This is a genomic window from Akkermansia sp., from assembly GCF_020860705.1.
Classification (GTDB): domain Bacteria; phylum Verrucomicrobiota; class Verrucomicrobiia; order Verrucomicrobiales; family Akkermansiaceae; genus Akkermansia.
On the sequence record NZ_JAJBTT010000008.1, the window covers coordinates 23,117 to 44,804 of the forward strand.

21 protein-coding genes are annotated in these 21,688 nt (G+C 58.5%); 11 read left to right on the forward strand and 10 right to left on the reverse strand.

Annotation, left to right across the window (positions count from 1 at the left end):
- Nucleotides 1-49 precede the first annotated feature (49 nt).
- Complete coding sequence (locus LIO64_RS01670) at nucleotides 50-586, reverse strand: hypothetical protein (protein WP_290547716.1); 537 nt, start codon at nucleotides 584-586, stop codon at nucleotides 50-52.
- Between the two features lie 172 nt (nucleotides 587-758).
- On the opposite strand from LIO64_RS01670, the gene LIO64_RS01675 reads away from it, so the two are divergent.
- Nucleotides 759-1,211: a 6-carboxytetrahydropterin synthase gene (locus LIO64_RS01675; protein ID WP_290547717.1), complete on the forward strand. Its 453-nt coding sequence runs from the start codon at nucleotides 759-761 to the stop codon at nucleotides 1,209-1,211.
- Between the two features lie 199 nt (nucleotides 1,212-1,410).
- On the opposite strand, the gene LIO64_RS01680 is transcribed toward LIO64_RS01675, so the two are convergent.
- The 8 genes from LIO64_RS01680 to ffh form a co-directional block, all read right to left on the reverse strand.
- Complete coding sequence (locus LIO64_RS01680; RefSeq protein ID WP_290547718.1) at nucleotides 1,411-2,169, reverse strand: hypothetical protein; 759 nt, start codon at nucleotides 2,167-2,169, stop codon at nucleotides 1,411-1,413.
- 215 nt (nucleotides 2,170-2,384) lie between these two features.
- Entirely contained in the window at nucleotides 2,385-3,554 is a 1,170-nt protein-coding gene (locus tag LIO64_RS01685; RefSeq protein ID WP_290547719.1) for a radical SAM protein, read from the reverse strand.
- Nucleotides 3,555-3,622: 68 nt separating this feature from the next.
- A complete protein-coding gene (locus LIO64_RS01690) occupies nucleotides 3,623-3,907 on the reverse strand; it encodes a hypothetical protein (RefSeq protein WP_290547720.1) in 285 nt (94 codons plus the stop codon).
- Nucleotides 3,908-4,130: 223 nt separating this feature from the next.
- Complete coding sequence (locus LIO64_RS01695; protein ID WP_290547721.1) at nucleotides 4,131-4,331, reverse strand: hypothetical protein; 201 nt, start codon at nucleotides 4,329-4,331, stop codon at nucleotides 4,131-4,133.
- A 141-nt stretch (nucleotides 4,332-4,472) separates the two neighbouring features.
- The gene (locus LIO64_RS01700; protein WP_290547722.1) at nucleotides 4,473-4,865 is read right to left on the reverse strand and encodes a hypothetical protein; all 393 of its coding nucleotides are present in this window, start codon (nucleotides 4,863-4,865) and stop codon (nucleotides 4,473-4,475) included.
- Nucleotides 4,866-5,182: 317 nt separating this feature from the next.
- A complete protein-coding gene (locus LIO64_RS01705) occupies nucleotides 5,183-6,592 on the reverse strand; it encodes an alpha-L-fucosidase (protein ID WP_290547723.1) in 1,410 nt (469 codons plus the stop codon).
- A 309-nt stretch (nucleotides 6,593-6,901) separates the two neighbouring features.
- Entirely contained in the window at nucleotides 6,902-8,551 is a 1,650-nt protein-coding gene (locus LIO64_RS01710) for a beta-N-acetylhexosaminidase (protein ID WP_290547724.1), read from the reverse strand.
- 152 nt (nucleotides 8,552-8,703) lie between these two features.
- Nucleotides 8,704-10,152: a signal recognition particle protein gene (gene ffh / locus LIO64_RS01715; RefSeq protein ID WP_290547725.1), complete on the reverse strand. Its 1,449-nt coding sequence runs from the start codon at nucleotides 10,150-10,152 to the stop codon at nucleotides 8,704-8,706.
- Between the two features lie 111 nt (nucleotides 10,153-10,263).
- Between ffh and nadA the strand changes: the two genes are divergently transcribed.
- The 3 genes from nadA to LIO64_RS01730 all read left to right on the forward strand — a co-directional run bounded on the left by nadA (nucleotide 10,264) and on the right by LIO64_RS01730 (nucleotide 12,530).
- Nucleotides 10,264-11,199, forward strand: a complete 936-nt coding sequence (gene nadA / locus LIO64_RS01720; RefSeq protein WP_290547726.1) for a quinolinate synthase NadA — start codon at nucleotides 10,264-10,266, stop codon at nucleotides 11,197-11,199.
- A 31-nt stretch (nucleotides 11,200-11,230) separates the two neighbouring features.
- On the forward strand, nucleotides 11,231-12,229 hold the full coding sequence (locus tag LIO64_RS01725) for an SAM-dependent methyltransferase (protein WP_290547727.1): 999 nt from the start codon (nucleotides 11,231-11,233) through the stop codon (nucleotides 12,227-12,229).
- 178 nt (nucleotides 12,230-12,407) lie between these two features.
- Nucleotides 12,408-12,530 (forward strand): hypothetical protein, encoded by a 123-nt coding sequence (locus LIO64_RS01730; protein WP_290547728.1) that lies wholly within the window; start codon nucleotides 12,408-12,410, stop codon nucleotides 12,528-12,530.
- Nucleotides 12,531-12,705: 175 nt separating this feature from the next.
- Here the strand turns inward: LIO64_RS01730 and LIO64_RS01735 are convergent, their stop codons facing one another.
- Nucleotides 12,706-13,716 (reverse strand): IS110 family transposase, encoded by a 1,011-nt coding sequence (locus tag LIO64_RS01735; RefSeq protein WP_290547729.1) that lies wholly within the window; start codon nucleotides 13,714-13,716, stop codon nucleotides 12,706-12,708.
- Between the two features lie 543 nt (nucleotides 13,717-14,259).
- On the opposite strand from LIO64_RS01735, the gene LIO64_RS01740 reads away from it, so the two are divergent.
- The 7 genes from LIO64_RS01740 to LIO64_RS01770 all read left to right on the forward strand — a co-directional run bounded on the left by LIO64_RS01740 (nucleotide 14,260) and on the right by LIO64_RS01770 (nucleotide 21,540).
- Nucleotides 14,260-14,514 (forward strand): hypothetical protein, encoded by a 255-nt coding sequence (locus LIO64_RS01740; protein WP_290547730.1) that lies wholly within the window; start codon nucleotides 14,260-14,262, stop codon nucleotides 14,512-14,514.
- Nucleotides 14,515-14,961: 447 nt separating this feature from the next.
- Nucleotides 14,962-15,543, forward strand: a complete 582-nt coding sequence (nuoB, locus tag LIO64_RS01745; protein ID WP_290547731.1) for an NADH-quinone oxidoreductase subunit NuoB — start codon at nucleotides 14,962-14,964, stop codon at nucleotides 15,541-15,543.
- A 49-nt stretch (nucleotides 15,544-15,592) separates the two neighbouring features.
- Nucleotides 15,593-16,177, forward strand: a complete 585-nt coding sequence (locus LIO64_RS01750; protein ID WP_290547732.1) for an NADH-quinone oxidoreductase subunit C — start codon at nucleotides 15,593-15,595, stop codon at nucleotides 16,175-16,177.
- Nucleotides 16,178-16,212: 35 nt separating this feature from the next.
- Complete coding sequence (locus LIO64_RS01755) at nucleotides 16,213-17,031, forward strand: hypothetical protein (protein ID WP_290547733.1); 819 nt, start codon at nucleotides 16,213-16,215, stop codon at nucleotides 17,029-17,031.
- Nucleotides 17,028-17,339 (forward strand): hypothetical protein, encoded by a 312-nt coding sequence (locus tag LIO64_RS01760; protein ID WP_022397389.1) that lies wholly within the window; start codon nucleotides 17,028-17,030, stop codon nucleotides 17,337-17,339. The genes LIO64_RS01755 and LIO64_RS01760 overlap by 4 nt, the downstream gene beginning before the upstream one ends.
- 12 nt (nucleotides 17,340-17,351) lie before the next feature.
- On the forward strand, nucleotides 17,352-18,479 hold the full coding sequence (locus tag LIO64_RS01765) for an AMP-binding protein (RefSeq protein WP_290547734.1): 1,128 nt from the start codon (nucleotides 17,352-17,354) through the stop codon (nucleotides 18,477-18,479).
- A gap of 280 nt (nucleotides 18,480-18,759) precedes the next feature.
- Nucleotides 18,760-21,540, forward strand: a complete 2,781-nt coding sequence (locus LIO64_RS01770; RefSeq protein ID WP_290547735.1) for a hypothetical protein — start codon at nucleotides 18,760-18,762, stop codon at nucleotides 21,538-21,540.
- The last annotated feature ends 148 nt before the right edge of the window (nucleotides 21,541-21,688 follow it).

Genomic DNA, 21,688 nt, shown 5'->3' on the forward strand with positions numbered 1-21,688 from the left:
AAGGAGGGGCTTTAGTCTTTCTTTTTTACTGCCGTTCGCCCCTGTCCTCCTAGCAGCACAGGGAATAGAGCAGCACCAGCGCCAGGTTGGCGCAGGCGGCCAGCAGCAGCCGCACCGGTTGCAAGCAGCCCGTCTTCCCCAGGACGACGGAGAGGAGAAGGAAAGAAGCGTACAGGGCCGTCCAGAACAGGAAAAATTCCGCCAGTCCCCTTCCATTGCCGCTCCCGTCCAGAGGCATCTTCCAGCCAAGGAACGGTAGAGGCAACGCGGGAAGCACGGCATACACGGCATAAACCCAGTTCCGGACGACCGTCCGGTAGGTAACTGCCAGCGGATCCCTGCCAAACAGGATATTCCTGGAATGGATTTCCCGCACGGCCTCCTTCCGCAGGGCAAAAGGCAGATAGAACGGAAGAAGCATCGGCAGCAGCACAGGCCATGCATAAAGCAGCATTCCCACCCCCAGGATGAAGGCAAAAAACGTTACGAGTGCCAGGGGAATCAAGGAGATGAGCAGCAGGACCAGCCCTGTCTTTCCGTCCGCCTTGTCTCCCATCTTCAGGAAAGACCATGAAATGTAAACCATAGGGTAAACGCTTTAGTTTTATTCATATCACCATAACAGAGCCACTTCACAAGAGAAAGCCGGAAAAGGTTTTTCCGGACAGCCTCCAGGCTCCTCCGCCACTCCGGCATGCCGCTCCGCACATACTCTGATTGGGATTGCCCCCCGTTCCAGCAAACGTTATTCTTTCTTCATGGCTTACCGAATTTGCAAATCCATTGAACTGGAAAGCGGGCACCTCCTGTCCAAGCACCCCGGCAACTGCAAATTCCCCCATGGCCATACACGCTCCGTGGAGATGGTGTTCCGGGCGGATACGCTGGACGCCAATGACATGGTGGTGGATTTCAAAGCCATCAAGCAGATGATGGGGGATTTTCTCCAGCAGTTTGACCATTCCCTGTGCGTCAATACGGAGGATCCCAATTACGCCACGTTCGTGGCCGCCTACGGGGAACGCATTATTCCGTTTGACGGGGAAGACCCCACGAGCGAAGTGATGGCCCGCACCATTTTCCACTACGCCCGGCATGCGCTGGAAAAGGCATGGAAAGGCTCCGGGGATTACCCCGTGAGGGACTGCGTGACGCTGGAACGCGTCCGCGTGTGGGAGACCAGCAGCTCCTGGGCGGAATACGGGGAATAATTCCCTTCCCCCCACCAGGCAGGGGGCGGCCCGCATGGGAAAACACCGCCTTTCCCCGCTCCTTCCACATCGGGGGGATGCGCCTTTTTCACGGTCCGTTCCATAACGGGATCCGACTTCCCCGGAATTTTCCCGGCCCTTCAGGGAACGCCGGTAGACGAAGAAAGCATCGGGCCGGATTCTCCCCTCCCTGCACTCCTTAAAACGGGTTGAGGCACATCATGAGCTTCGATGTCCTGTGCCCATAGGTGGTAGAATACACGTCCGTAATTTCCCGCGCCCATTCGTCAATGGTATGCTGATGGTGGGCATATTTTCTAAAATCCTTGGTGTCCACGCCCAGCATGGAGCTGTGGTCTTCCTCATAGTCCGCAAATTCGGAGACGATGCGGCCCTTTTCATCCCGCACGCGTCCCGCCATGGCGATGTGGCCCTTTTTAATGAACCGCTTGGCCAATCCGCCCCCCTTGATGCCGCTCAACGCCGTGACCAAGATGCCGGCCTTGGCGTTCGTGGGCGTGATGGAGATGATGGCAAGCTCCATCGTATAGGCTCCTTTGGTTCCCGGAGGCACCATGTCAAAATGCGGGTTTTTAGCGACTTCCTTCTCCATGCTGGCCGTGACTTTCTTCTGGAAGTACTCCGCCAGGTCGTGCAGGGCGGCAAATCCTTCACTGGTATCCGGCCTCACATCCATATGCCCTGTATCCACCGGAACGACGGCCATCCGGATTTTCTGGCCATTCACGCCGTTCACTTTGTCATTCCAGACTTTTTCATCAGGAGCGTTCCAGTACGCATCAAAGGGAATATGGGAGTCCCCATTCTTCACGCAGTGGGTCATGAACCCCGTCTGGGGCACATGCTTGAAGTTATTGGAACAGGAAACCAGCGCCATGCCGCCAAGCAGCACAAGCGCCATCAGGGAAACCACGAACAGAAACCGGCGTTTTCTCATAAAAAAACAAATAGCTAGAGTCATTTTATACATGCCCCGGCATCTTCTGTCAATAAAACCCTGGGCATGAAACGCTCCGGTCCGGCAACCGGCATGGAGGAAGGAAACATCCGGAAACCATGAAAAAACTTCCTGAGCCGGACAAAACCGCCGGAGGAAGAACCGTGCCCGCTACGTCCCAGAATTCCCATGGAACCTTGTTCTGCCGTACCCCGTCATTTTTCTTCCACCGCTCCGGCCTCTTCTTCCCCTCCCGCCGCAGGAAGCGTTCCGGAATAGAACTCCCGGATGAACCAGGGGTTGCGTTCCTCCCAGAGGGTTTCCGCCACATCATCCGCCACCCGGATGGAAAGCCGCTCATGAAAACACGTGAATTCCCCCACCCAGTCCGTCCTGCCGGAGGTCACGTAATTGACGCAGCCGCACCACTGCAGGCACCGCGGGCGCAGGGGGCAGAAAAAGCATTTGGGATTTTTATTGCCGCGGGCGGCGGAGAGCGTCATCTTTTTCTTCCAGTCCTCCCCCGTCCAGACATTCCCCATGCGCAGGGATTCGTTATCGTCATTGCCCACCAGGCGGGCACAGGGATACATGTTGCCGGAGACCGCCACGGCAATCTCCCGTTCCCCCAGGGTGCACATTTCACAGGCCTCATAACCGCCTTTAACATAGGCGGCAATTTTGCTCTGAATGACATTCAGCGTCAGCGGACGGCCCGCCTGGTAGCTCCGGAGGACTTCCCTCCCAATTTCTTCATAAGCGCTGGAAAGCGTTTCCAGCGCCTCCTCCGTCCACCGCGCCCCAAAGTCAGGGTTAAGCATGATATCCAGCCCGCACGTTTCCCCCATCCACCGGACGGAATCCGCCAGATGCCGCACATTGAGCGGATTGACCACGCAGATGAGGTCCGCCCTGTGTTCCCTCCCCTTGAACCATTCCAGGGCGGCGGCGCAGTCCCCGTGGGAATTGCGGCCGTCCGGATACTTGCGCCACACGCCGTGCATGGCGGCATTCCCGTCCAGGGAAAGCCCCAGCCGGAATCCTTTTTCCATCAGCCACGCCACGCGTTCCTCCGTCAGCAGGGTCATGTTGGTCGTCAGCGTCCATTTCAGCCGAATTCCGGAGCGGAGAGCCTCTTTTTCCGCATATTTCCGGCATTTCCGCAGCAGATCCCATTCCAGCAGAGGTTCCCCGCCAAAGAAACCGATCAGGATTTCAGGCTGCCTGCCAAGGGCCTTTCCTTCCTTCCGGGCCTGTTCCAGACCAAAGTCAATGGAGCGGAAAGCGGTTTCCACACTCATGGAGACAGGCCTCTTGCGGCCCGCATAGCAATACCCGCAGCGCAGGTTGCAGTCATGCGTCAGGCACAGGGTCAGATTGATCATGGCTTTTTATGGAACAACATTCAAACACCTGATGAACAACGGAGGGAATTTCCGGTTGCCCGCCTTCCTCACCGTTTTTCCCAGAAGGCAGCCGGGACTTTTCCGGGGAGAAGGAGCCTGCGGTCGTCAGAATAAGGTTCGGGCTGTTTTCCGGAATCATCAGCTTTGGGAACCTGTGTTTTCCCTTGTTCCGCAGAACCGGACGTCCCCTGACCGGATGAAGGCGGCGGTACGCAGGACATCAGGCCGCCGGCGGCAGCCAAAAGGGCGCCCGTTTTCAGCAATCTGGAAAATTCGGCCCGCGTAGGGTAGGAACGCCTGCGGCCCGGCACGGAGGAAGAGGAATGGTTCATAAGACTGTTTCCGGGAAGGAACGGGAACTCTTGAAGGCTACTTGCTCTTCAGCACCGCAACGCCGCCCGGCCTCATGCCTCCCTGCGTCTGCTGGGAGCAGGCGGTAAGGCTGCCAGCAATAACGGCGGCCACTGCTCCGGCCTTAATCAGACGGGCCAGTTCCTCCCGCGTGGGATAGCGCCGGGAAGAAGAATTTTTTCAACAGTCCCGCTCATGGCCCCGTTATTTTCCCTTGGCAGGAATAATCTTGACGGGCGGGGGCAGCGGCGCGCCACCCATCATCTGCCCCTGCTGCTGTTGCACACAAGCGGCCAGGCTGCCGGAAATAGCTGTTAAAAGACCCAGTTTGAGCAATTTTACCAGCTCTTCACGGGTCGGGTAACCGTTCTTTTGAGGCGGTTGAGGAGATATGGGGGTAGTCATGCGTCCTTATTTCCACCAATTTCACTGACAGTCAAGAAAAAAGACAATTCATCCATTCCCCCCCGGCATCCTCCGGCGGCGGGACCTCCATTCCCTGCCGGGAGATACGGCGGCTCAACCCGGCGAACCCTTTGAACCTTATTACGAGGAAGGGTCCACCTTCGGAATGGATACCCCTGAAGTGCACGACTCCATGATGATGATTTTCTCGTCCCTGGTGTCCGCCCCTTTCCGGTCGGGAACATAAAAATCTTCCTTTTGCATCTTGGTTTCCATATCCGGTTTTTCCCATCTATCCGTAGAAACCGTATCAATAACCAAGCCAGGAGTAACCCAGGCTTCCTCCATATGGGGAACATCCGCTTTTTTCTCTTTTCCTGCATCACCGGGAGATGTCCCCTGTTCCGGTCCACAGGAAAGGAGGGCTCCTGCTACGGCGGACGCAACAACGCCGCTCCTGACCAGACAGGCCATTTCCCGGCGGGTAGGATAGCCGGTTTTACGCATCGGTTCAGGAAAGGGAGCATCAGCCATATCCTCTTATTTTCACCAGTTTCCTTGACGGTCAAGAAAATATTACCACCCTTCCGGATGCATGGCTGTGGCGAGGGAACGTTCACCCGTGTTCCCGGCCTTTTTATCCAGGCAGCAGAGGTGGAGAACAGGCAAGTATCCAGGCTTTTCCTCTTATGGAGAACAGGAAGGGACGGAAAAAGTGAACAAGCCCGGTTAAACGGACAACGGAGGGCGGGCGATAAAGCTTGCCCCCGGCGCGGTGAACACAACTAGCGTGGGAACGAATCAGCCCTCTGCTCCCGGCAGGACACCTGTGAAACAACAGGGAGGATTTCCTATTTCCCACTGCGTCCAGCCGGTGCGCCTTCCAGAACCGTACCCTTTCCGGCCAGCCTGACGACGGTAGCGGAAGGCATGGCTTTCACCCCTGATACGTCCAACTCCACGCCGGAAGATGAAGCACGGACCGGAACCGCCCTGCCGTCCGCCAGAGCCGCGGCGGAAGCCGCCCCCTTCATCACATAGGGAAGAGCGATTTTTCCGCTTTTGGGAAGATGATACATGATGAGGTACAGCGTGTTCCCCTTGCGGGTAACGACTCCCCACGGAAAGGCGTTTTTAAAGGGGGATGCCTGGGTGCCGTAAATAGCTTCACCGTTCACGTGCATCCATGCCCCGATGGCCTTGAAGGAATCCACTGTTTCCTTCGGCAGGGAGCCGTCCGCCCTGGGGCCGATGTTCAGCAGGAAATTGCCTCCCTTGCTGACTGTTCCCGTCAGGCCGCGGATCAATTCCTCATGGGATTTCCACCGGTGGTTGTGCGCAGCATACCCCCAGGTTCCGTTCAGGGTCATGCATACTTCCCAGTCGTCATCGATTCCCTGCGGCGGAATATACTGCTCCGGCGTGGTGAAATCGCCATGCTCATGATCCGTTTTGACGAGGGGAGCCGTATTGTTGGAGGCATACAGACGGTTGTTGCAAATGATGCCCGGCTGCCTGGCATGAACTTTTTCCAGCAGCCCGGAGGCACGCCAGGCGCGGTCCCCGTCAAAATCCCTGGAGCTGTAATCCCACCACAGAATATCCAGCTTTCCATAACGGGTAAGCAGTTCGTCCACCTGGGCGTGCAGGAAATTCTGGTATTTGGCATGGTCCGGGTGGGCATGAACCTCCAGGCTGGTGTTCCCCTGGGGATAGGGCAGGCCCTTGGCAAGCCGCCAGTCGTAATCGGGATGGTGCCAGTCGATGACCGAATGGTACAGGCCCACCTTCAGGCCGTTTTTCCGGCAGGACGCCGCAAATTCCTTCACCACGTCCATGCCCGCAGCCTTCATGCTGGTAAAATCGGAGACCTTGGAATCAAAGAGGGAAAAACCTTCATGGTGCTTGCTGGTCAGCACGGCATATTTACAGCCCGCTTCCCTTGCCAGATCCGCCCAGGCCCGGATATTTTTCCGGTCCGGCTTGAAGAGGGGAAGCGTTTTTTGAGCGTAGGTTTCACTGTCCGTCCCGGAATAGGACTGGATCCATTCCGCGCCTCCGTCGTATTTCTTTCCGTTCAGTTCCCCGGCCAGCCCGGAATACAGGCCGTAATGGATAAACATGCCGAACTTGGCGTCGCGCCACCACTGCATTCTTTTGTCGCGCTGTGCGGGAGTTTCTCCGGGAGCCGCCTGGGAGAAACCCACACCCAGGCAAACGGAAACGAGCAAAAGTTTCGGAAAAAGGGAAATAATCTTCATGATTCCTGATTGGTCCATAGTTTTTCTTTTCCGTCTCCGAATGAAACCCGGAAGACGGAAAAGAACATAAAAATTCCTGAACGTACCTTCATGGGTACGTACCCCGCCGGGGATTCTTGCAAGCTTTTTTGCCGGGCGGCATTTCCGATCCTATGCACGCTTTACTTAAACGCCCGTGCATCATGGGTATCCTGCCCGGGCCGGAGGGCGGAGACGCTCCCCTCGCGCCAAAGGTAAAAACATGGAGCTTCCCACCCGCCCTTTCAAAAACGCTTCCCATCTCTTCCTGGCCGCCATGGGGAAAAAGCCTTAATTCTCATCATCCATCGGGCGGTACTTCACGGCCAGCTTTTCCAACAGCTTCAGCGCGGCGGATGCCCGGCTGCGGAAGGACCGGTAGTCCCTGGGATCGCAGTCGCTCCATGCCCGTTCTGACAACGCCAGCGCACGGGGCCACATCATGTATTCCACCAGCCCCATGTCGTACAGATATTCCGTCCAGATATTGGCTTGGAGGCCGCGCACCCTGGCGGCCTCCTCCGGGGTCAGTTCCGGCAGTTCATACCCGTATACCTGTTGGAGCGGTATCAGTCCGCCGATGGCCTTCGGCTCCGTAGGCGCGGAGGACTGGTAGTAATCAAAGTAGAAATGGGAACAGGGGGACAGAATGACGGGATGCCCCTTTCTGGCCGCCGCCGCGGCAAAGTCATTGCCGCGCCATGCCATCACGAAAATGTGCTTGTCCGCTTCCAGCTCCCCGCCCTCATCCCAGACGATGGCATCATAACCGCCCTGCCGCACATAGTCCGCAATCTGCCGCAGGAAATCCCGGCTCAGGGCTTTGAGATCCGTCTCATTCAGTTCCTTCAGGCGGTTCCGGCAGTACTTGCATTTTTTCCATGCTTCCGCAGATACTTCGTCGTGGCCCAGATGGATGGGGGAGCCCGGCGGGAACACGGCCTTCAGTTCATCCACCACGTCTTTCACGAACCGGAGGGTTTCCGGACGCCCCATACAGACGGCATCCCTGCCCTTTTTCCCTTCCACGGGAAAGTCCACTCCGTCACAGATCAGGTCCCCGTAGGCGTGCATGGCCGCATAGGAATGACCGGGAAGGTCAATCTCCGGAACCACGGTCACCTGGCGGCTGCGGGCATAGGCAATGATTTCCTTCATCTGCTCCTGGGTGTAAAAACCGCCGTAGGTGGCCTCCGGGTCGTGTTCCTGAATGGCCAGCTTGACCTCCTGCCAGTTCCATTCCCCGTTGGCCAGCGGCACGCGCCAGGCGCTCATGGACGTGAGGAGGGGGTATTTTTTAATTTCCATCCGCCAGCCGGGGCCGTCCGTCAGGTGCAGGTGAAGCCGGTTGAGCTTGAACAGGGACATGGCGTCAATCATACGCTTGACTTCCGCCATGGTGAAAAAGTGGCGGGAGACGTCCAGCATGATTCCCCGCCATTCAAAGCGGGGAACGTCCCGGAGGGAAAAGACGGGCACGGAGAAGCCTTCCCCAGTCCGGTTGGCATTCAACACCTGGACCATGCTCTGCCATGCGTAAAAGAGGCCCTGGGGGGCAGCCGCATTCAGATGCAGCACGCCCCGCCCTCCCTGCACGCCTTCCAGATGAGCCCCATATCCTTCTCCCGTTCCCGCGGGGATCCCTTCCAGGGAGCACACCACGTCCGCCGAATCCTTGTCCCGCGTCATGGAAAGCCCGGTCAGGGCACCCTGGGCGTTGAGCACATTCAAGAGGGCTTCCACTGCCGGAGCATCCTTTTCCGGGGCATAAACGGCCAGCCTCAACGGCAAGCGGACCAGGGAAGAAGCGTCCGACCTGCACCCGGAGGGCGCAGGCAGCAGCACGTCTTCCGCAGGAACGGCATGGCCCTTTTCCATCCCCAGGAAGGCGGCCATGGCCAGCACAGCCGTCCGCAGGTAAAACCGCCTTCCATTCATCATTCCCGGAGTACGGGAACACCACGGCCGTTCTTTCATAGAAAGCCGGAAGGCTTGCGGCGCACCATGCGCGCTCCGGTACTTCCGGCCCCTATTACAAAAACAAAAAAAGGCGCGGCCATGTTCAGCCGCGCCCGGTATCAAATCCGTTCCGCCTACTTGCGGCCTCCGAAGAGACCGCCAAGGCCCCCGCCAAGGCCGCCAAGACCTTTCAGGCCTCCTAATCCGCCAAGGCCGCCGCCCATGCCGGGAAGGCCGGGCATCTTGCCCCCCTTCCCCTTCATGGAGGCCATCTGCTTCATCATGGCGCCCATCTTGCCCTTGCCGGACATCATCTTGCGCATCTCGGAAAAGTTCTTGATCAGCTTGTTCACCTCCATCAGGGGACGGCCACAGCCGACGGCGATGCGGCGGCGGCGGGACGGATTCAGCAGGTTGGGATTGCTTCGTTCCTTCGCCGTCATGGAGAGCACGATGGCTTCCATATGCTTCATCCTCCTGGGATCCAGCGCACCGTCCGGAAGCTGCTTCTTAATCTTGCCGAATCCGGGCAGCAGGCCAAGCAGACCTTCCAGCGGCCCCAGGTTCTGCATCATCTTCATCTGGTCCAGGAAGTCGTTAAAGTCGAATTTGCCGGACATCATGCGGTCCATGGACTTGGCCGCCTGTTCCTCGTCAATGCGGGCGGCGGCATGCTCCACCAGCCCCACAATGTCCCCCATGCCCAGAATGCGGTCCGCCATGCGGCCGGGCACGAAGGGGCCGAACTGGTCCAGCTTTTCCCCCTCCCCGGAAAATTTGATGGGCTTGCCCGTCACGGAACGCATGGAGAGGGCCGCACCCCCGCGGGCGTCGCCGTCCAGCTTGGTAAGCACGATGCCCGTCACGTTCACGGCCTGGTCAAAGGTCTGGGCCACGTTCACGGCCTGCTGGCCCGTAGCAGCGTCCACGACGAGAAGGGTTTCCCGCGGAGAGAGGAAAGCGTGCAGGTGGCGCAGCTCGTCAATCAGGGCTTCATCCACTTCCTGCCTGCCCGCCGTGTCAAAGATCATGACGGTCCCGTTCTGGGTGCGGGACCATTCCAGGGCTTCGCGCGCCACGGCCACCACGTCCCGGCTGCCGGGCGCGGGCTTGTACACGGGCACTTCTATCTGCTCCGCCAGGGTAGCCAGCTGGTCCACGGCGGCGGGGCGCACCAGGTCACAGGCCACCAGCAGGGGGCGCCGCCCTTCGTTTTTCAGGCGCAGGGCCAGCTTCGCGCTGGTGGTGGTCTTACCGGCGCCGTTCAGGCCCACCACCATGATTCTGGCGGGGTCCGTCAGGTCCAGCCCCACGGCGTCGCCGCCCAGCAGGGAAGCGATTTCATCACGGAAGATTTTGACGATCTGTTCCCCAGGCTTGATGGATTTAAGCACTTCCTGCCCCATGGCCCGTTCCTTCACGCGGCCGATGAAATCCCTGGCCACGCCGAACTCCACGTCTGCTTCCAGCAACGCCATCCGGATGTCGCGCAGGGCGTCCGCAATGTTCTTTTCAGAAATCTTGCCCAGGCCGCGCAGCCGCCGGAACGTGTTATCCAGTTTATCTGCTAAAAGTGAAAACATAATCGTATGGTGCGCCAGACTGTGCCACAATTCCCCGCCCCCGTCAACAAGTGCGCCCTGCATGGGACATGATGCTTGACTTGCCGGGGGCTTCCCCCCATCTTTTCCCGCATGGCACCCTTTGACCTGAAAGAGGAAATTTTACGCCTGAAAAAAGAACGCAACGCCATCATCCTGGCGCACAGCTACCAGACGGGGGACATCCAGGACATGGCCGACTACGTAGGCGATTCCCTGGGGCTGGCCTACAAGGCGCAGAACACGGACTGCGACGTGATCGCCTTCTGCGGCGTCCATTTCATGGCGGAGACCGCCAAGATCCTCAATCCGGACAAAACCGTCATCCTGCCGGACGCGGACGCAGGCTGCTCCCTGGAAGCCTCCTGCGACGCCGGGGAACTGGAAGCCTTCCTGAAAACAAACTCACACAAGAATTATTATGTGGTGGCGTATGTGAACTGCTCCATCGGCGTGAAGGCGCTGGCGGACGTGATCGTCACCTCCGGGAATGCCGTGAAGATCGTCTCCCAGGCTCCGGAGGACCGCCCCATCCTGTTCGTGCCGGACCAGAACCTGGGCGCCTGGGTGGGCCGCCAGCTGGGCCGCCCCATGGAATTGTGGAACGGAGCGTGCCACGTGCACATGGAATTCACGCGGGACCAGATTCTGGCCCTGAAGGAGCAGCACCCCGGCGCACTGGTGGTGGCCCATCCGGAATGCACGGAAGCCGTGCGCCTGCTGGCGGACCACATCTGCTCCACGGAGAAGATGATCCCCTACTGCACGGAAGGCCCGGCTTCCTCCTTCATCATCGTTACGGAATCCGGCATCCTGCACCGCCTGCGCAAGCTGGTGCCGGGCAAGGAGTTCATTCCGGCACCCACGGAGCAGTGCTCCTGCAGCACGTGCCCGTACATGAAGATGAACACCCTGGAAAAACTGTACCTGGCCCTGCGGGACCTTTCCCCCGCCGTGGAACTGCCGGAAGACCTGCGCCGGAGGGCGGAAGCCCCGCTGCTGCGCATGCTGGAGCAGTCCAAATCCTGACCTGAAATCCTGATCCGTTTCCCCCCCGCCCATGATACGCCTTTCCGACCACATCGCGGCCACCGGAGGCTGGCTTTCCCTGGAAGCCTTCATGCAGCTGGCCCTGCACCACCCGCAGGAGGGGTATTATTCCACCGCCATTGAAAACATCGGAAGCCGCGGGGACTTTTCCACCACGCCCACGCTCTCCCCCATTCTGGCGAAAGCCGTGGTCGCCCGCTGGAAGGAGGCCTGCGCCCGCTGCGGCAAGCGGCTGCCCCTGCTGGAGATAGGAGCCGGCTCCGGAGCGCTGGCGGTCAAGGTCTTGGAACAACTGGGATTCTGGAACCGCCTGAACACGGACTACGTGATCGTGGAATCCTCCCCCAGACTGAGGGAATTCCAGCACCTGCTGCTGGGAAGCCAGGCCAAAATTTATTCCACCATGGAGAAGGCGCTGAAGCACTGCGGCGGCAAGGCCTTCATCTTTTCCAACGAGCTGGTGGACGCCTTCCCCGCCCGCGTGTTCGAGTACACGGAACAGGGCTGGCAGGAAGTGGGGCTGACCGTGAAGGACGGAGCCATCCGGGAGGAACTGTGCCCCATCCATCAACAGCCGCTCTTTTCCCATATGCTGGAATACGATTCCCAGCCGGGCCAGCGTGTGGAGATTCATGACTCCTACGCCCGCTGGTTCACCGGATGGCTGCCCCTCTGGAACAAGGGCGTCATGACGGTCATCGACTACGGGGACGAAATGGAACGCCTGTATTACCGCCGCCCCAAAGGATCCCTGCGCGGCTATAAAAGCCACCAGGTGCTGACCGGGGAGGAACTGTACCAATACCCGGGCCTGACGGACCTGACGTGCGACGTCAATTTCACGGACCTGCTGGAGCTTTCCCGCAACTGCCTGGGGGATACAGTCACCCTGATGACCCAGCGGGACTACCTGCTCCCTTATGCGGAGAACACGCCGCAGGACGCCTTCCTGACGGATGAACACGGCGCAGGCGGCCATTTCCATGTGCTGATTCAGGAACGGCTGTAATATTCTCCATTCCTTTCCCGGATTTGCATCGCTAAACTTCCTGCTTGCCCCTATGTTCGATCTTTCCGATCTTTTGAAAGATATTTTATCCTCATTGATTGGCCCTCCCTGGAGCGGCAGGGATGACGAACAATCCCGGAGGTGTCAATGGACGGGCATCATTCTCCTGTCAATGGTCATGGGATCCCTGCTGCTATGGCTACATATGGACAGCGTGGCGGCTCTTGTTCCCGGCATGGTCTTTGCCCTCTGGCTGATCGCTTATATTATTGTCCAATCCCTCCGGAATCATGACCATTAAATAAAATTGCCGTGGCTGTGCCTAGGGGAAATTTAGATACGAAGGCCGGGAGGCCTCCGTTCCCAGGCAACCGCTTCTCATGCATGCCGATGGAATTGTCCCTTCCCCAGTTTCCCATCACGGCCCAGCTTCTAGTCAACTATAATGTGATAAAATAAAGTTAACATGTTTATTTTTATATTATTAGATCATAAATATTTGAGTTTTTTTCTTCTTCTATCTTCTCCAGAACTCTCCTTGCCACGCCATTCAAATGAATAATCAGTGTCCGGCTACATGCTATCACGGCACACTTCCCGCTCTTGCCTCCTGCTATCAACCGATCATATTTCTCCCTGAGAACCTTGTTGCTTCTTACTGCGCTTACTGTTCCCATGTAAAGGATGCTCCTCAACTCTTTTCTTCCACCTTGTATTCTGCCTGCCCCCTTCATGTTTCCACTCTCCCGGACATAGGGGGCCACTCCCAATAGAGAGGCCGCCTCCTTCCGGTTGAGCCGTCCTGGTTCGGGCATCCTGCTGAGCAGGGCCATCGCGCTGCGCTTTCCTATTCCTGACACCTCCTGATAGGCCTGATACTTCCAGCTGCTTTCTTTGTTGCACTCAATAAGTTGCTCCATCTTCTCCTGGATTCTGACTATCTTCTTCTCTTCCTGTTTCAACAAGCTTTCCAGCTGCTTTTTCAAAAAGCTCTCGTTGATGGCTGCCAGTTGATTTTTTAACTGCGTTCTCCTTTTTATACAGAACCCAAGCACGCTTTCATATTCCCTGAGCAGGAGAATGCACTTGTCAGGGATGGAGTCTGCCTGGAGTTTTCTGTCTTGTCCCATCCTGGAGAGGACCAGGGCGTCCAAACGGTCTGTTTTGGCCTGGATGCCTTCACTGCGGGCGAAGTTTCTTACCCGTAGTGGATTGAGACAGCTTTGGGCGATATCATGTTGTCTGAAGAAGGGAACGAGCCTTCGGCTCAAATATCCGGTGGATTCATAGAGGGCGTGTACGGGAGCGTGTTGTCGTTTAAAAAGGGTTAATAGTCCATGATGCCCGTTGGGGTCGTTGGTGAAGCGGTAGTGACGGCGTAGCAGGCAGACGTCCAGGAAATCCTTGGAGATGTCGATGCCGGCGTAGATGGGTTGAGGAGACTGATTCCCCACTTCACGGTTGATGTTGTGCTGGTATGTGTTCATGATGATCTCTGCCTCAAATACGGACTCGTTTCAGGAAACGGCCCCTGTAACTATTCGAGCTATGGAATGACCGGATCCCGGAATGGGGCTTGAAGCGGTACCAACTAGCAAGAGTTCACGGTAAGGAAGTGAACAGGGAACAAGACGTACTCGCTTCAAGCCAGTCATGAGGGATGGTACCATCCCTCATGACTGCTCCGACTCGGAAAGAATATTACCCCCGAGACGATGAGAAGGTTAGCTTATTTTATTATTTGGGGAACAAGGGCCTCCCGGCCCTTGTAATTTAGTCCATACATCCTATCTTCCTGTGATAACTCCCATTCATCAAAGCCATACGAAGGCCGGGAGGCCTTCGTTCCCAAGCGATCGCTTCTCATGCATGCCATTGGAATTGTTCCTTCCCCGGTGTCTCATCATAGCCACACTTCCGGGAACAAGGGCCTCCCGGCCCTTGTAAATAAAGTTAGTCCATCACATCGCGGCCTTCCGGCAACAAAGCCCATCCACCAACTTCCTCCTTCCAACTCCTTTCACAAAACCATGTTTGACTTTCTTTCCTTCCTGCTGGATACTCCGTCCCTTTGTGCGGAGTTTTCCCCGCGCGCCAGGCATGACGGGGAATCCCCGTACTGGCGTTTCATTGGCCTCCTTCTTCTGGGTGCGGACCTGGCCGTGCTGTTGTTAGGAGACATCACGGAAAGCATGCCGGCTCTTTTAGCCACTATTGCCCTCAGCCTCTGGCTGGTCGCGCACCTTGTCATCCGTTCCTCCCGGCACAGGGATCACCGCGGATAAAGCATCCTCCCTCCTTCCCCAAAGCACCCTTCACGCCAACATTGCAGGGAAACCGAGTCTACACTCTGTTTTCCCTTTCAGGGTAGTAAAAACATGATGCATTCATTCTCAAAGCATCCTGTATTTCCTCCCATGGGCCTGTCATAAAATTTCCTCCTTTTTGAACGCAATCCCCTGACCGGGACTCTAACCTGCATCAGTAACAAACCGGGCGGCGGGAGGTAGAGAGACCGCCACCCAACAAGGGGAGTTCTGAGTTTCATAGGTAATATAGTTGGATAAAAAAACCCGCACGGGGGAGACCTCGTGCGGGTTTATTCATCCCTCTCCGAACGGTTTGAAAGACCAGTCGGAACGAGGCCGTAGAAAATCATGATTGAACCAAATTAAGGCTTGAGAGTTGAAGGCATCTCGTTAATCTGGCTTCAACAAGAATCATCTGTTATCATGGTCACCACAAACGAATCGAATATTTACGAAACCGGAATACTGGACACCAATGCGGAAGGCAATTTTGTCTATACCACCCTGGATGCCGCTATCAACTGGATTCGTAAAAATTCCCTCTGGCCCATGCCGATGGGGCTTTCCTGCTGCGCCATCGAGTTCATGGCCGTGGCCTGCTCCCGGTACGACCTTTCCCGCTTCGGTTCGGAAGTGACGCGCTTTTCCCCGCGCCAGGCGGACGTGATGATCGTGGCCGGCACCGTCACCTATAAAATGGCCCTGGCCGTCCGGCGCATCTGGGACCAGATGCCGGAACCCAAGTGGTGCATCGCCATGGGCGCCTGCGCCTCCACCGGCGGCATGTTCCGCTCCTATTCCGTGCTTCAGGGCGTGGACAAGATTTTGCCCGTGGACGTTTACATTTCCGGCTGCCCTCCCCGCCCGGAAGCCATTCTGGAAGGCCTGCTCACCCTGCGCAAGAAGCTGGACACCCAGCAGCCCGCACGCACCTTCTTCAAGAAGGAGGAACCGCGCGAAGCCAACGCCCCCGTGCCGGTCGATACGGAAATGTCCCTCGAATAATATTCCCGACCGTTTTCACCCACGTTCCACCTTTTACCATTCTTTTTTCATGCTTTCTCTAGAATCACAGATCAAGACCGCCGCAGACAACACCCAGAACCGTTTTGGGAAAGACATCATCACGGACCGCTACGAGTTCCGCGGCGACATCACGCTGACCGTCGCACGCCACGCCATCGCGGACGTCGTCCGCTGGCTGCGGGATTCCGCCGGATTTGACATGATGGTGAACCTCTGCTCCGTGGACAACATGGGAGAAAGCCCCCGCTTTGAAGTCAACTATACGCTGACGCAGGCGGAAACGGGCGTGAACCTGAGCCTCAAGACCAAGGTGGACGACGGCGAGGAAGTCCCCAGCGTCTCGGAAATCTTCCAGTCCGCCAACTGGCATGAACGTGAAGTGTGGGACCTGATGGGCATCAAGTTTTCCGGCCATCCGGATTTGCGCCGCATTTTGATGTGGGAAGGCTATCCTTATTTCCCCCTGCGAAAGGATTTCCCCGTTCAGGGCGTACCTACTGAGATGCCGGGCGTCGCCTTTACGGAGGCGGCCCCCACCCAGGGAGCTCCGTTCGCCACGGAACAGGGCCGCTGCCCCAGCACCTGCCGCGAACCACGTTCCCACAAGTTCTAGCCCATTTTCCAGCCCCGCAAGGCGGGGCCCCTCCCATGATCCGACTTCCCCTCATTCTCCCCGTGTGCATCATCAGCCTGCTCAGCGGCTGCCAGGACGCCAATCCGGCAGAGCGGGAATGGAAGGACCAGTTGTACAAAAACCTGGCAATCGTGGGGGCCAGGAACTGGATTGTCATCGCTGAGGCCTCCTTTCCGGCCTACACGGGCGCCGGCATCAAGACCATGGTTTCCGACAAGACGTCCGATGAAGTGCTTTTGGACGTGCTGAACATGCTGGAGGAGGAAGCCCACGTGGTCCCCCGTATCATGATCAGTTCAGAACTGCGCAGCGTGACGGAAGACTACGCCCCCGGCATCAAGCGCTACCGCCACAGTATCGATAAGATGCTTCCGGGACGCCAGCATTTTGAATTGATGAGCCGCACGATCAATTCCCTGATCGAAGACGCCGCCAAGCAGTTCAACGTGCTGGTCATCAAGACCAAGACGTCCCTTCCCTACTCCAACATTTACATTGAACTGGATTCCGGATACTGGAATTCGGAATCGGAGACGGCGCTCCGCAAGAGCCTGGAGGCCAAGGATGCCGCCAACCGCCGCGCCACTCAGGACAGGGTGCTGGACGTGCCCCTCACTCCGGGAACCGCCCCTGCGCCGCAGAACCGGAAGGTGAATCCACCGGCCCCGGGAACGCCCGCAGCCGCCCCAACGGACAACCTGCCGGAGCTTCCCCGGGAAAATAGCCAGCCGTCCTCCCCCGCCGGAGACAAGGCGCCCGGAGCACCCGGCGTGCCTCCGCCGCCCATCAAGGATCCGTTGGGCGGAAAGACCGCCATTGCCAGATTTTCATGAACCATCATATGGACAAGGCCACAGAAGAACGCCTCCGCGTGGAGGCATGGGTAGGAGATGCCATTCTGGCGCTGTACGTCAGGGAATGGATTCTGGCGGAGGAAGGAGCAATCAACGGAAAGCTTTTCATCGAATTCACCAGCAATGATTTCCTGCGCCGCACCGGCAACGCCACAGGCGTGGAAGCGGAAATAGGCCGCACCTTCAAGGCAGGCGGCCTGGAAGCGGCCTATGCCTGGATTGAGCACCATTTGAAGCCCCGTATGGAGGAACGCTGGCACACCCTGCGCAGAAAAGCCCTCCGGTAACCTGCGGCCGCCATGACCGCCTCCGGAACACCCCTGCCCTGGGACCGGGACAACGGCCCCTGCGTGATGGCTCCCCCCCATTTGAGGGACTGGGCGGAACAGGCTGCCGCCTTCCTTTCCCGGCAGGGCATGGATGAAGTCACTGCCTTTGCCACCTCCGGATCCTCCGGCTCACCGCCCAAAGCCATTTTATTCACCCGCCGCGCCCTGGACGTCTGCGCGCGCGGCGCGCTGGACCACCTGCACGCGGACCGCGGGGACTGGTGCTGCCCGCTGCCCGTCTGGCATGTGGGAGGCGCCATGATCCACCTGCGCGCGGCCCTGGCCGGGACTGCCGTCCACACTCTCCACGGGAAGTGGAATCCGCACGCTTATGCGGACCTGATGAGAAAGTCCGGCGCACGCTGGTCCTCCCTGGTTCCCACACAGGTCGTTGACCTGGTCAATCTCCGCATCCAGGCTCCCTCCACCGCCGGATGCATCATCGTAGGCGGAGGCGCCCTGGACATGGAGACGGGACGGAATGCCCGCGCCCTCGGCTGGCCCGTGGTGCAAAGCTATGGCATGACGGAGTCCGGTTCCCAGCTGGCTACGGCCCTCCCCGGCGATCCCTACCATACGGACCGCCTTTCCCTCCTCCCCCACTGGAAAGCGGCCACGGACGAGGACGGGCTCCTGCGTATCCAGGGGGAAGGAAAGCTGTGCGGGCGCCTGCTGACGCAGCCCCATGGAGATTTTGTTCTGGAACAGGTGGAACCCCATGAATGGTGGAGAACACGCGACCTGGTACGCCTGGAAGGACGGCTGCTGACCTTCCTGCGCCGGGCGGACAGGCTTGTCAAAGTCCTCGGGGAACTGGTGGACCCGGACGCCGTCCAGGACGCGTTGCGCCACAGCGTTCCGGAGGCTGTAGTGGAGGCCGTCCCGCATCCCCGGACGGGCATGGAACTGGTTGCCTGCGCTCCCGCCGCGGCATCCCTGGAACAAGCCTGCCGTGCGTGGAATGCGGCGGCCCCCGGCCCACAGCGCATCCGCGCCGTCATGGAGACAACCATCCCCCTGACCGTGATGGGAAAACTGGACCGCGGCCGCCTGCGCGCCCTGCTGAAGGAACACCCGGAAAAACTGCGGGAGGTTTAGTAAGGTGCAATCTCGCGAGGCTCTCTTAAAATAATCCGGACCGAATGGACGGAAGGGACACAGGGGGGTTAACATTCCTTGTTTACTTTGTCCGTTCCGGCTCTCCCGGCTATCATTATCCTCCACCTTGCGAGCTGCCGTGCACGTGCCCGGAGCCTCCCGTCACAGCTTCATTTGTCTTCTTTAAAAAAAGAACGTGACATCATCAATAATTAAACATTCAGTCACGTGAAAAACGCTTGTAGGACAGAGGTTTTTCCTGTTAGAAAAGAACTGACCCATGCGAGCCCGTCTTTTGCTTATTCCCTTTATTTTTTCCGTTTCGGCTTACGCCCAGGACGTTCCGTCCCAGGCGGCGGCAGATCCGCCCGGACAGGTGGAGAATGCCCCGGTCCGGGACCTTTCCCGCCTGCCCATGGACGGCGGCTGGACATACGGAGAACTGCTTGACAAGGCCGCCACGGGCGACTTCCGCGCCAACATGCTGGCCGGGGAGTACTGGATGGGGCTTTATTACCTGAACCGCGGAGACCTGCCGCTGGCCTGCCTGGAACACATGCAGCATTTTTTCCGGGAAGCGGCCGCCAAATCCGGCCATCCGGCCCCCAGGCTCATGATGACGGACCCCTACGGGATTTTCGGAATTTTCAAAACACAGCCCATGCAGCCGGAGCATGCGGAATGGCTGGACGCCTGCCGCAAGCTGGCCGAGAAAGGGGATATGGACGCCATTACGGCGCTGTACACAGTCACGGACCTGCCTGAGGCGGAGTTGAGGCGCTATCTGGCGCCACTGGAAAAGAAAGCCGCCTCCGGCGACCCGGACGCACTGGCCCAGCTCGCTTTCATCCGTGTGGACTGGTTGAAGGAGGATCCCGCCAAGGTGCTAGAATCTCTGAGGAAGCCCCGGAAATACTATCCGCCTGTTATGAAAGCGCGGATCGGGGAACTGGCCCTTGCCCTGGGCGGCGGCCCTTCCAGCAATGATCCAAGCGGCCTGGAATGGCGGAAGATGGCCCTTGCACCTCTTTCCGGACTCTCACAGATAGGCCACGCAACGGCCATGCGGCTGCTGGCGGACATGAGGAAGGCGACCGACAAGGAACAATCCGAAAAACTTCGTAAAGAACTGGTATCCAGAGGCGATCTGGAAACCATTCTGGAAACCCTCTCCGGGTACATGAAGGAAAAACGGACCGCTGTGGACGGTGCCGCCGTCCAGCCCCTGTTTGACCGGGCCCGGAAGCTGGGCAGCAACAATGCCTATGCCTGGTACGCCCAGTTGATTGCGGATCGGAAGCCGCCTCAGGAACAGGAGCTGCGGAAGGCGGCGCAGGATTTGCTGGCCCTGCATGACGAACGGGGCATGCCCTTCCTGAAGGAGCCGCTTTCCCTCCCCCAGAAAAAACTCAACCAGCTCCCCCCTTACGCCAAAACGCACAAGGAGCTGGAACTGGCCTCCCAGCTGGGGGACGCGGATTCCAGCGTCCAGCTGGGCGAGCTGTGGAAAGAGGAACTTGCCAACACCATGGATTCCGTAGGGAAGGCCCATGAAGCGCTGGAAAACATGCGCACGTGGTACAGGAAGGCGGCGGAAGAAGGCCACCCCCTGGCCAAACTGCGCCTGGCCCAGATGGAAAACCCGGATTTGATGGACAGGCCGACCGCAGAACCTGCCAAAACCCTGTTGAGTGCTTGCCTGACAAAAGCCGCATCAGGGGACTTCATCACGCTGAAAGCGATTTCCGAATACGTTACGCCGGAACAGTGGGAAGACCTGACCGCTACCCTCCGCAAAAAAGCGCAGGAAGGAGACGCCCGCAGCCAGGCGGACCTGGCCTACCTGATGCTGTTCAGTTACAGGAGCGAGGAATCCGGCTATCCGGAAGCCCTGGCCTGGGCCCGGCTTTCCGCCGGACAGGGAGATCCCTGCGGCATGTACGTGCTCGGCCGCGCCCTCATTTACGAATTCGGCCTGGAAAAACGCATGGCGGAAGGGGATTCCTGGATGTTCCGGGGAGCCCTGAAAGGCCACGTGGATGCGGCGGACATGTGGAGCTCCAATAATGAAAACCTTCAACCCTACAGCGCCATGATACATGGCCTGGCGGCACGCGGGCACATTCCCTCCCTGCTTTTCCTGGCCAACCAGGCGGCCTATCCCCAGAACATGGAGGAGAGGGCGGCGCAGGACAACGCCAATTCCGCCTACCAGCCGGTAAAGCTGGGCACGAACGGAGAAGATGGCAATTCCCCCCCGTGGCTGAAGAAGCCGGGCCAGAAGGATAACGCGGAAGATACCGTGACGGATGCCGGCGCCGTCCCCCCCTGGATGACTCCATCCGGCAGGGAACGCAAGGCCCCGGCCCCGGAAACCATCAATCCGGAAGCCGTCAAGTTCTGGGAACAGGCCGTGGAACTGGGCAGCCTGACCGCTCTGGACGAGCTGGCCAACTATTATGAAACCGTGGCCGGTAACGTGAAGGACCCTGCGGAACGGCAGCAGCTTCTGGCCTCCGCCATGACGGCAGCCACCGCCCTGGTGAAAAAGGAGGACGTGCGCGGCCTCAAAAGGCTGGCCCGCTATTACGAACAGGGCATCGGCGTTCAGCCGAACAAGGAACTGCACAGGGACTACGTGCTGAAGGCAGCGGAGACCAATGATCCGGAAGCCCTGGTGGAAAAAGCGCGCCTGCTCATCAAGGGGGAGGACATGGAGCCGGACCCCAAGGCGGCGCTGGGAATCCTGACCAGGCTGGAACAGACCCAGACGCAACCCGTTCCGGGCATGTATTTCCTGCTGGGCTACCTGCATGAGGAAGGCCTGGGCACCCCGCAGGATACGGCCCTGGCCTACCAGTTTTACATCAAGGGAGCGGAACAGGATGACGCCAAGGCCATGAACAACCTGGGTTCCATGTATGAACGCGGCACAGGCGTGGCCAAAGACCTGCCGGAAGCCCAGAAATGGTACGAACAGGCGGCGGACCTGGGGAATGAAGACGCCCGCGCCAATGTGGAACGGGTGAAGGAAAAAATTAAAAAGAAGGGCGGCAAATAACCTCCTCCATTGCCCGGTGGATACCCCGGAATGGGGTAAAGGAGTTTAGAAGTGCTGCAGGGGCCATACCCTTCCGGGAGGGTTTGCTGCCCCATGCAAAACAGGGGGCGCAAAGACAGCGCCCCCATGACGACCAAACCGGCAAAAA

Bases quoted from the DNA above. Each gene is read 5' to 3' on its own strand.
- LIO64_RS01770 (WP_290547735.1), top strand. From the start codon at position 18,760: ATGCGAGCCCGTCTTTTGCTTATTCCCTTTATTTTTTCCGTTTCGGCT.
- LIO64_RS01670 (WP_290547716.1), bottom strand. From the start codon at position 586: ATGGTTTACATTTCATGGTCTTTCCTGAAGATGGGAGACAAGGCGGAC.
- LIO64_RS01695 (WP_290547721.1), bottom strand. From the start codon at position 4,331: ATGACTACCCCCATATCTCCTCAACCGCCTCAAAAGAACGGTTACCCG.
- LIO64_RS01705 (WP_290547723.1), bottom strand. From the start codon at position 6,592: ATGAAGATTATTTCCCTTTTTCCGAAACTTTTGCTCGTTTCCGTTTGC.
- LIO64_RS01710 (WP_290547724.1), bottom strand. From the start codon at position 8,551: ATGATGAATGGAAGGCGGTTTTACCTGCGGACGGCTGTGCTGGCCATG.
- nadA (WP_290547726.1), top strand. From the start codon at position 10,264: ATGGCACCCTTTGACCTGAAAGAGGAAATTTTACGCCTGAAAAAAGAA.
- LIO64_RS01680 (WP_290547718.1), bottom strand. From the start codon at position 2,169: ATGAGAAAACGCCGGTTTCTGTTCGTGGTTTCCCTGATGGCGCTTGTG.
- LIO64_RS01755 (WP_290547733.1), top strand. From the start codon at position 16,213: ATGATCCGACTTCCCCTCATTCTCCCCGTGTGCATCATCAGCCTGCTC.
- LIO64_RS01760 (WP_022397389.1), top strand. From the start codon at position 17,028: ATGAACCATCATATGGACAAGGCCACAGAAGAACGCCTCCGCGTGGAG.
- LIO64_RS01735 (WP_290547729.1), bottom strand. From the start codon at position 13,716: ATGAACACATACCAGCACAACATCAACCGTGAAGTGGGGAATCAGTCT.
- LIO64_RS01690 (WP_290547720.1), bottom strand. From the start codon at position 3,907: ATGAACCATTCCTCTTCCTCCGTGCCGGGCCGCAGGCGTTCCTACCCT.
- ffh (WP_290547725.1), bottom strand. From the start codon at position 10,152: ATGTTTTCACTTTTAGCAGATAAACTGGATAACACGTTCCGGCGGCTG.
- LIO64_RS01750 (WP_290547732.1), top strand. From the start codon at position 15,593: ATGCTTTCTCTAGAATCACAGATCAAGACCGCCGCAGACAACACCCAG.
- LIO64_RS01730 (WP_290547728.1), top strand. From the start codon at position 12,408: ATGGGATCCCTGCTGCTATGGCTACATATGGACAGCGTGGCGGCTCTT.
- LIO64_RS01725 (WP_290547727.1), top strand. From the start codon at position 11,231: ATGATACGCCTTTCCGACCACATCGCGGCCACCGGAGGCTGGCTTTCC.
- LIO64_RS01700 (WP_290547722.1), bottom strand. From the start codon at position 4,865: ATGGCTGATGCTCCCTTTCCTGAACCGATGCGTAAAACCGGCTATCCT.
- LIO64_RS01765 (WP_290547734.1), top strand. From the start codon at position 17,352: ATGACCGCCTCCGGAACACCCCTGCCCTGGGACCGGGACAACGGCCCC.
- LIO64_RS01740 (WP_290547730.1), top strand. From the start codon at position 14,260: ATGTTTGACTTTCTTTCCTTCCTGCTGGATACTCCGTCCCTTTGTGCG.
- LIO64_RS01675 (WP_290547717.1), top strand. From the start codon at position 759: ATGGCTTACCGAATTTGCAAATCCATTGAACTGGAAAGCGGGCACCTC.
- LIO64_RS01685 (WP_290547719.1), bottom strand. From the start codon at position 3,554: ATGATCAATCTGACCCTGTGCCTGACGCATGACTGCAACCTGCGCTGC.
- nuoB (WP_290547731.1), top strand. From the start codon at position 14,962: ATGGTCACCACAAACGAATCGAATATTTACGAAACCGGAATACTGGAC.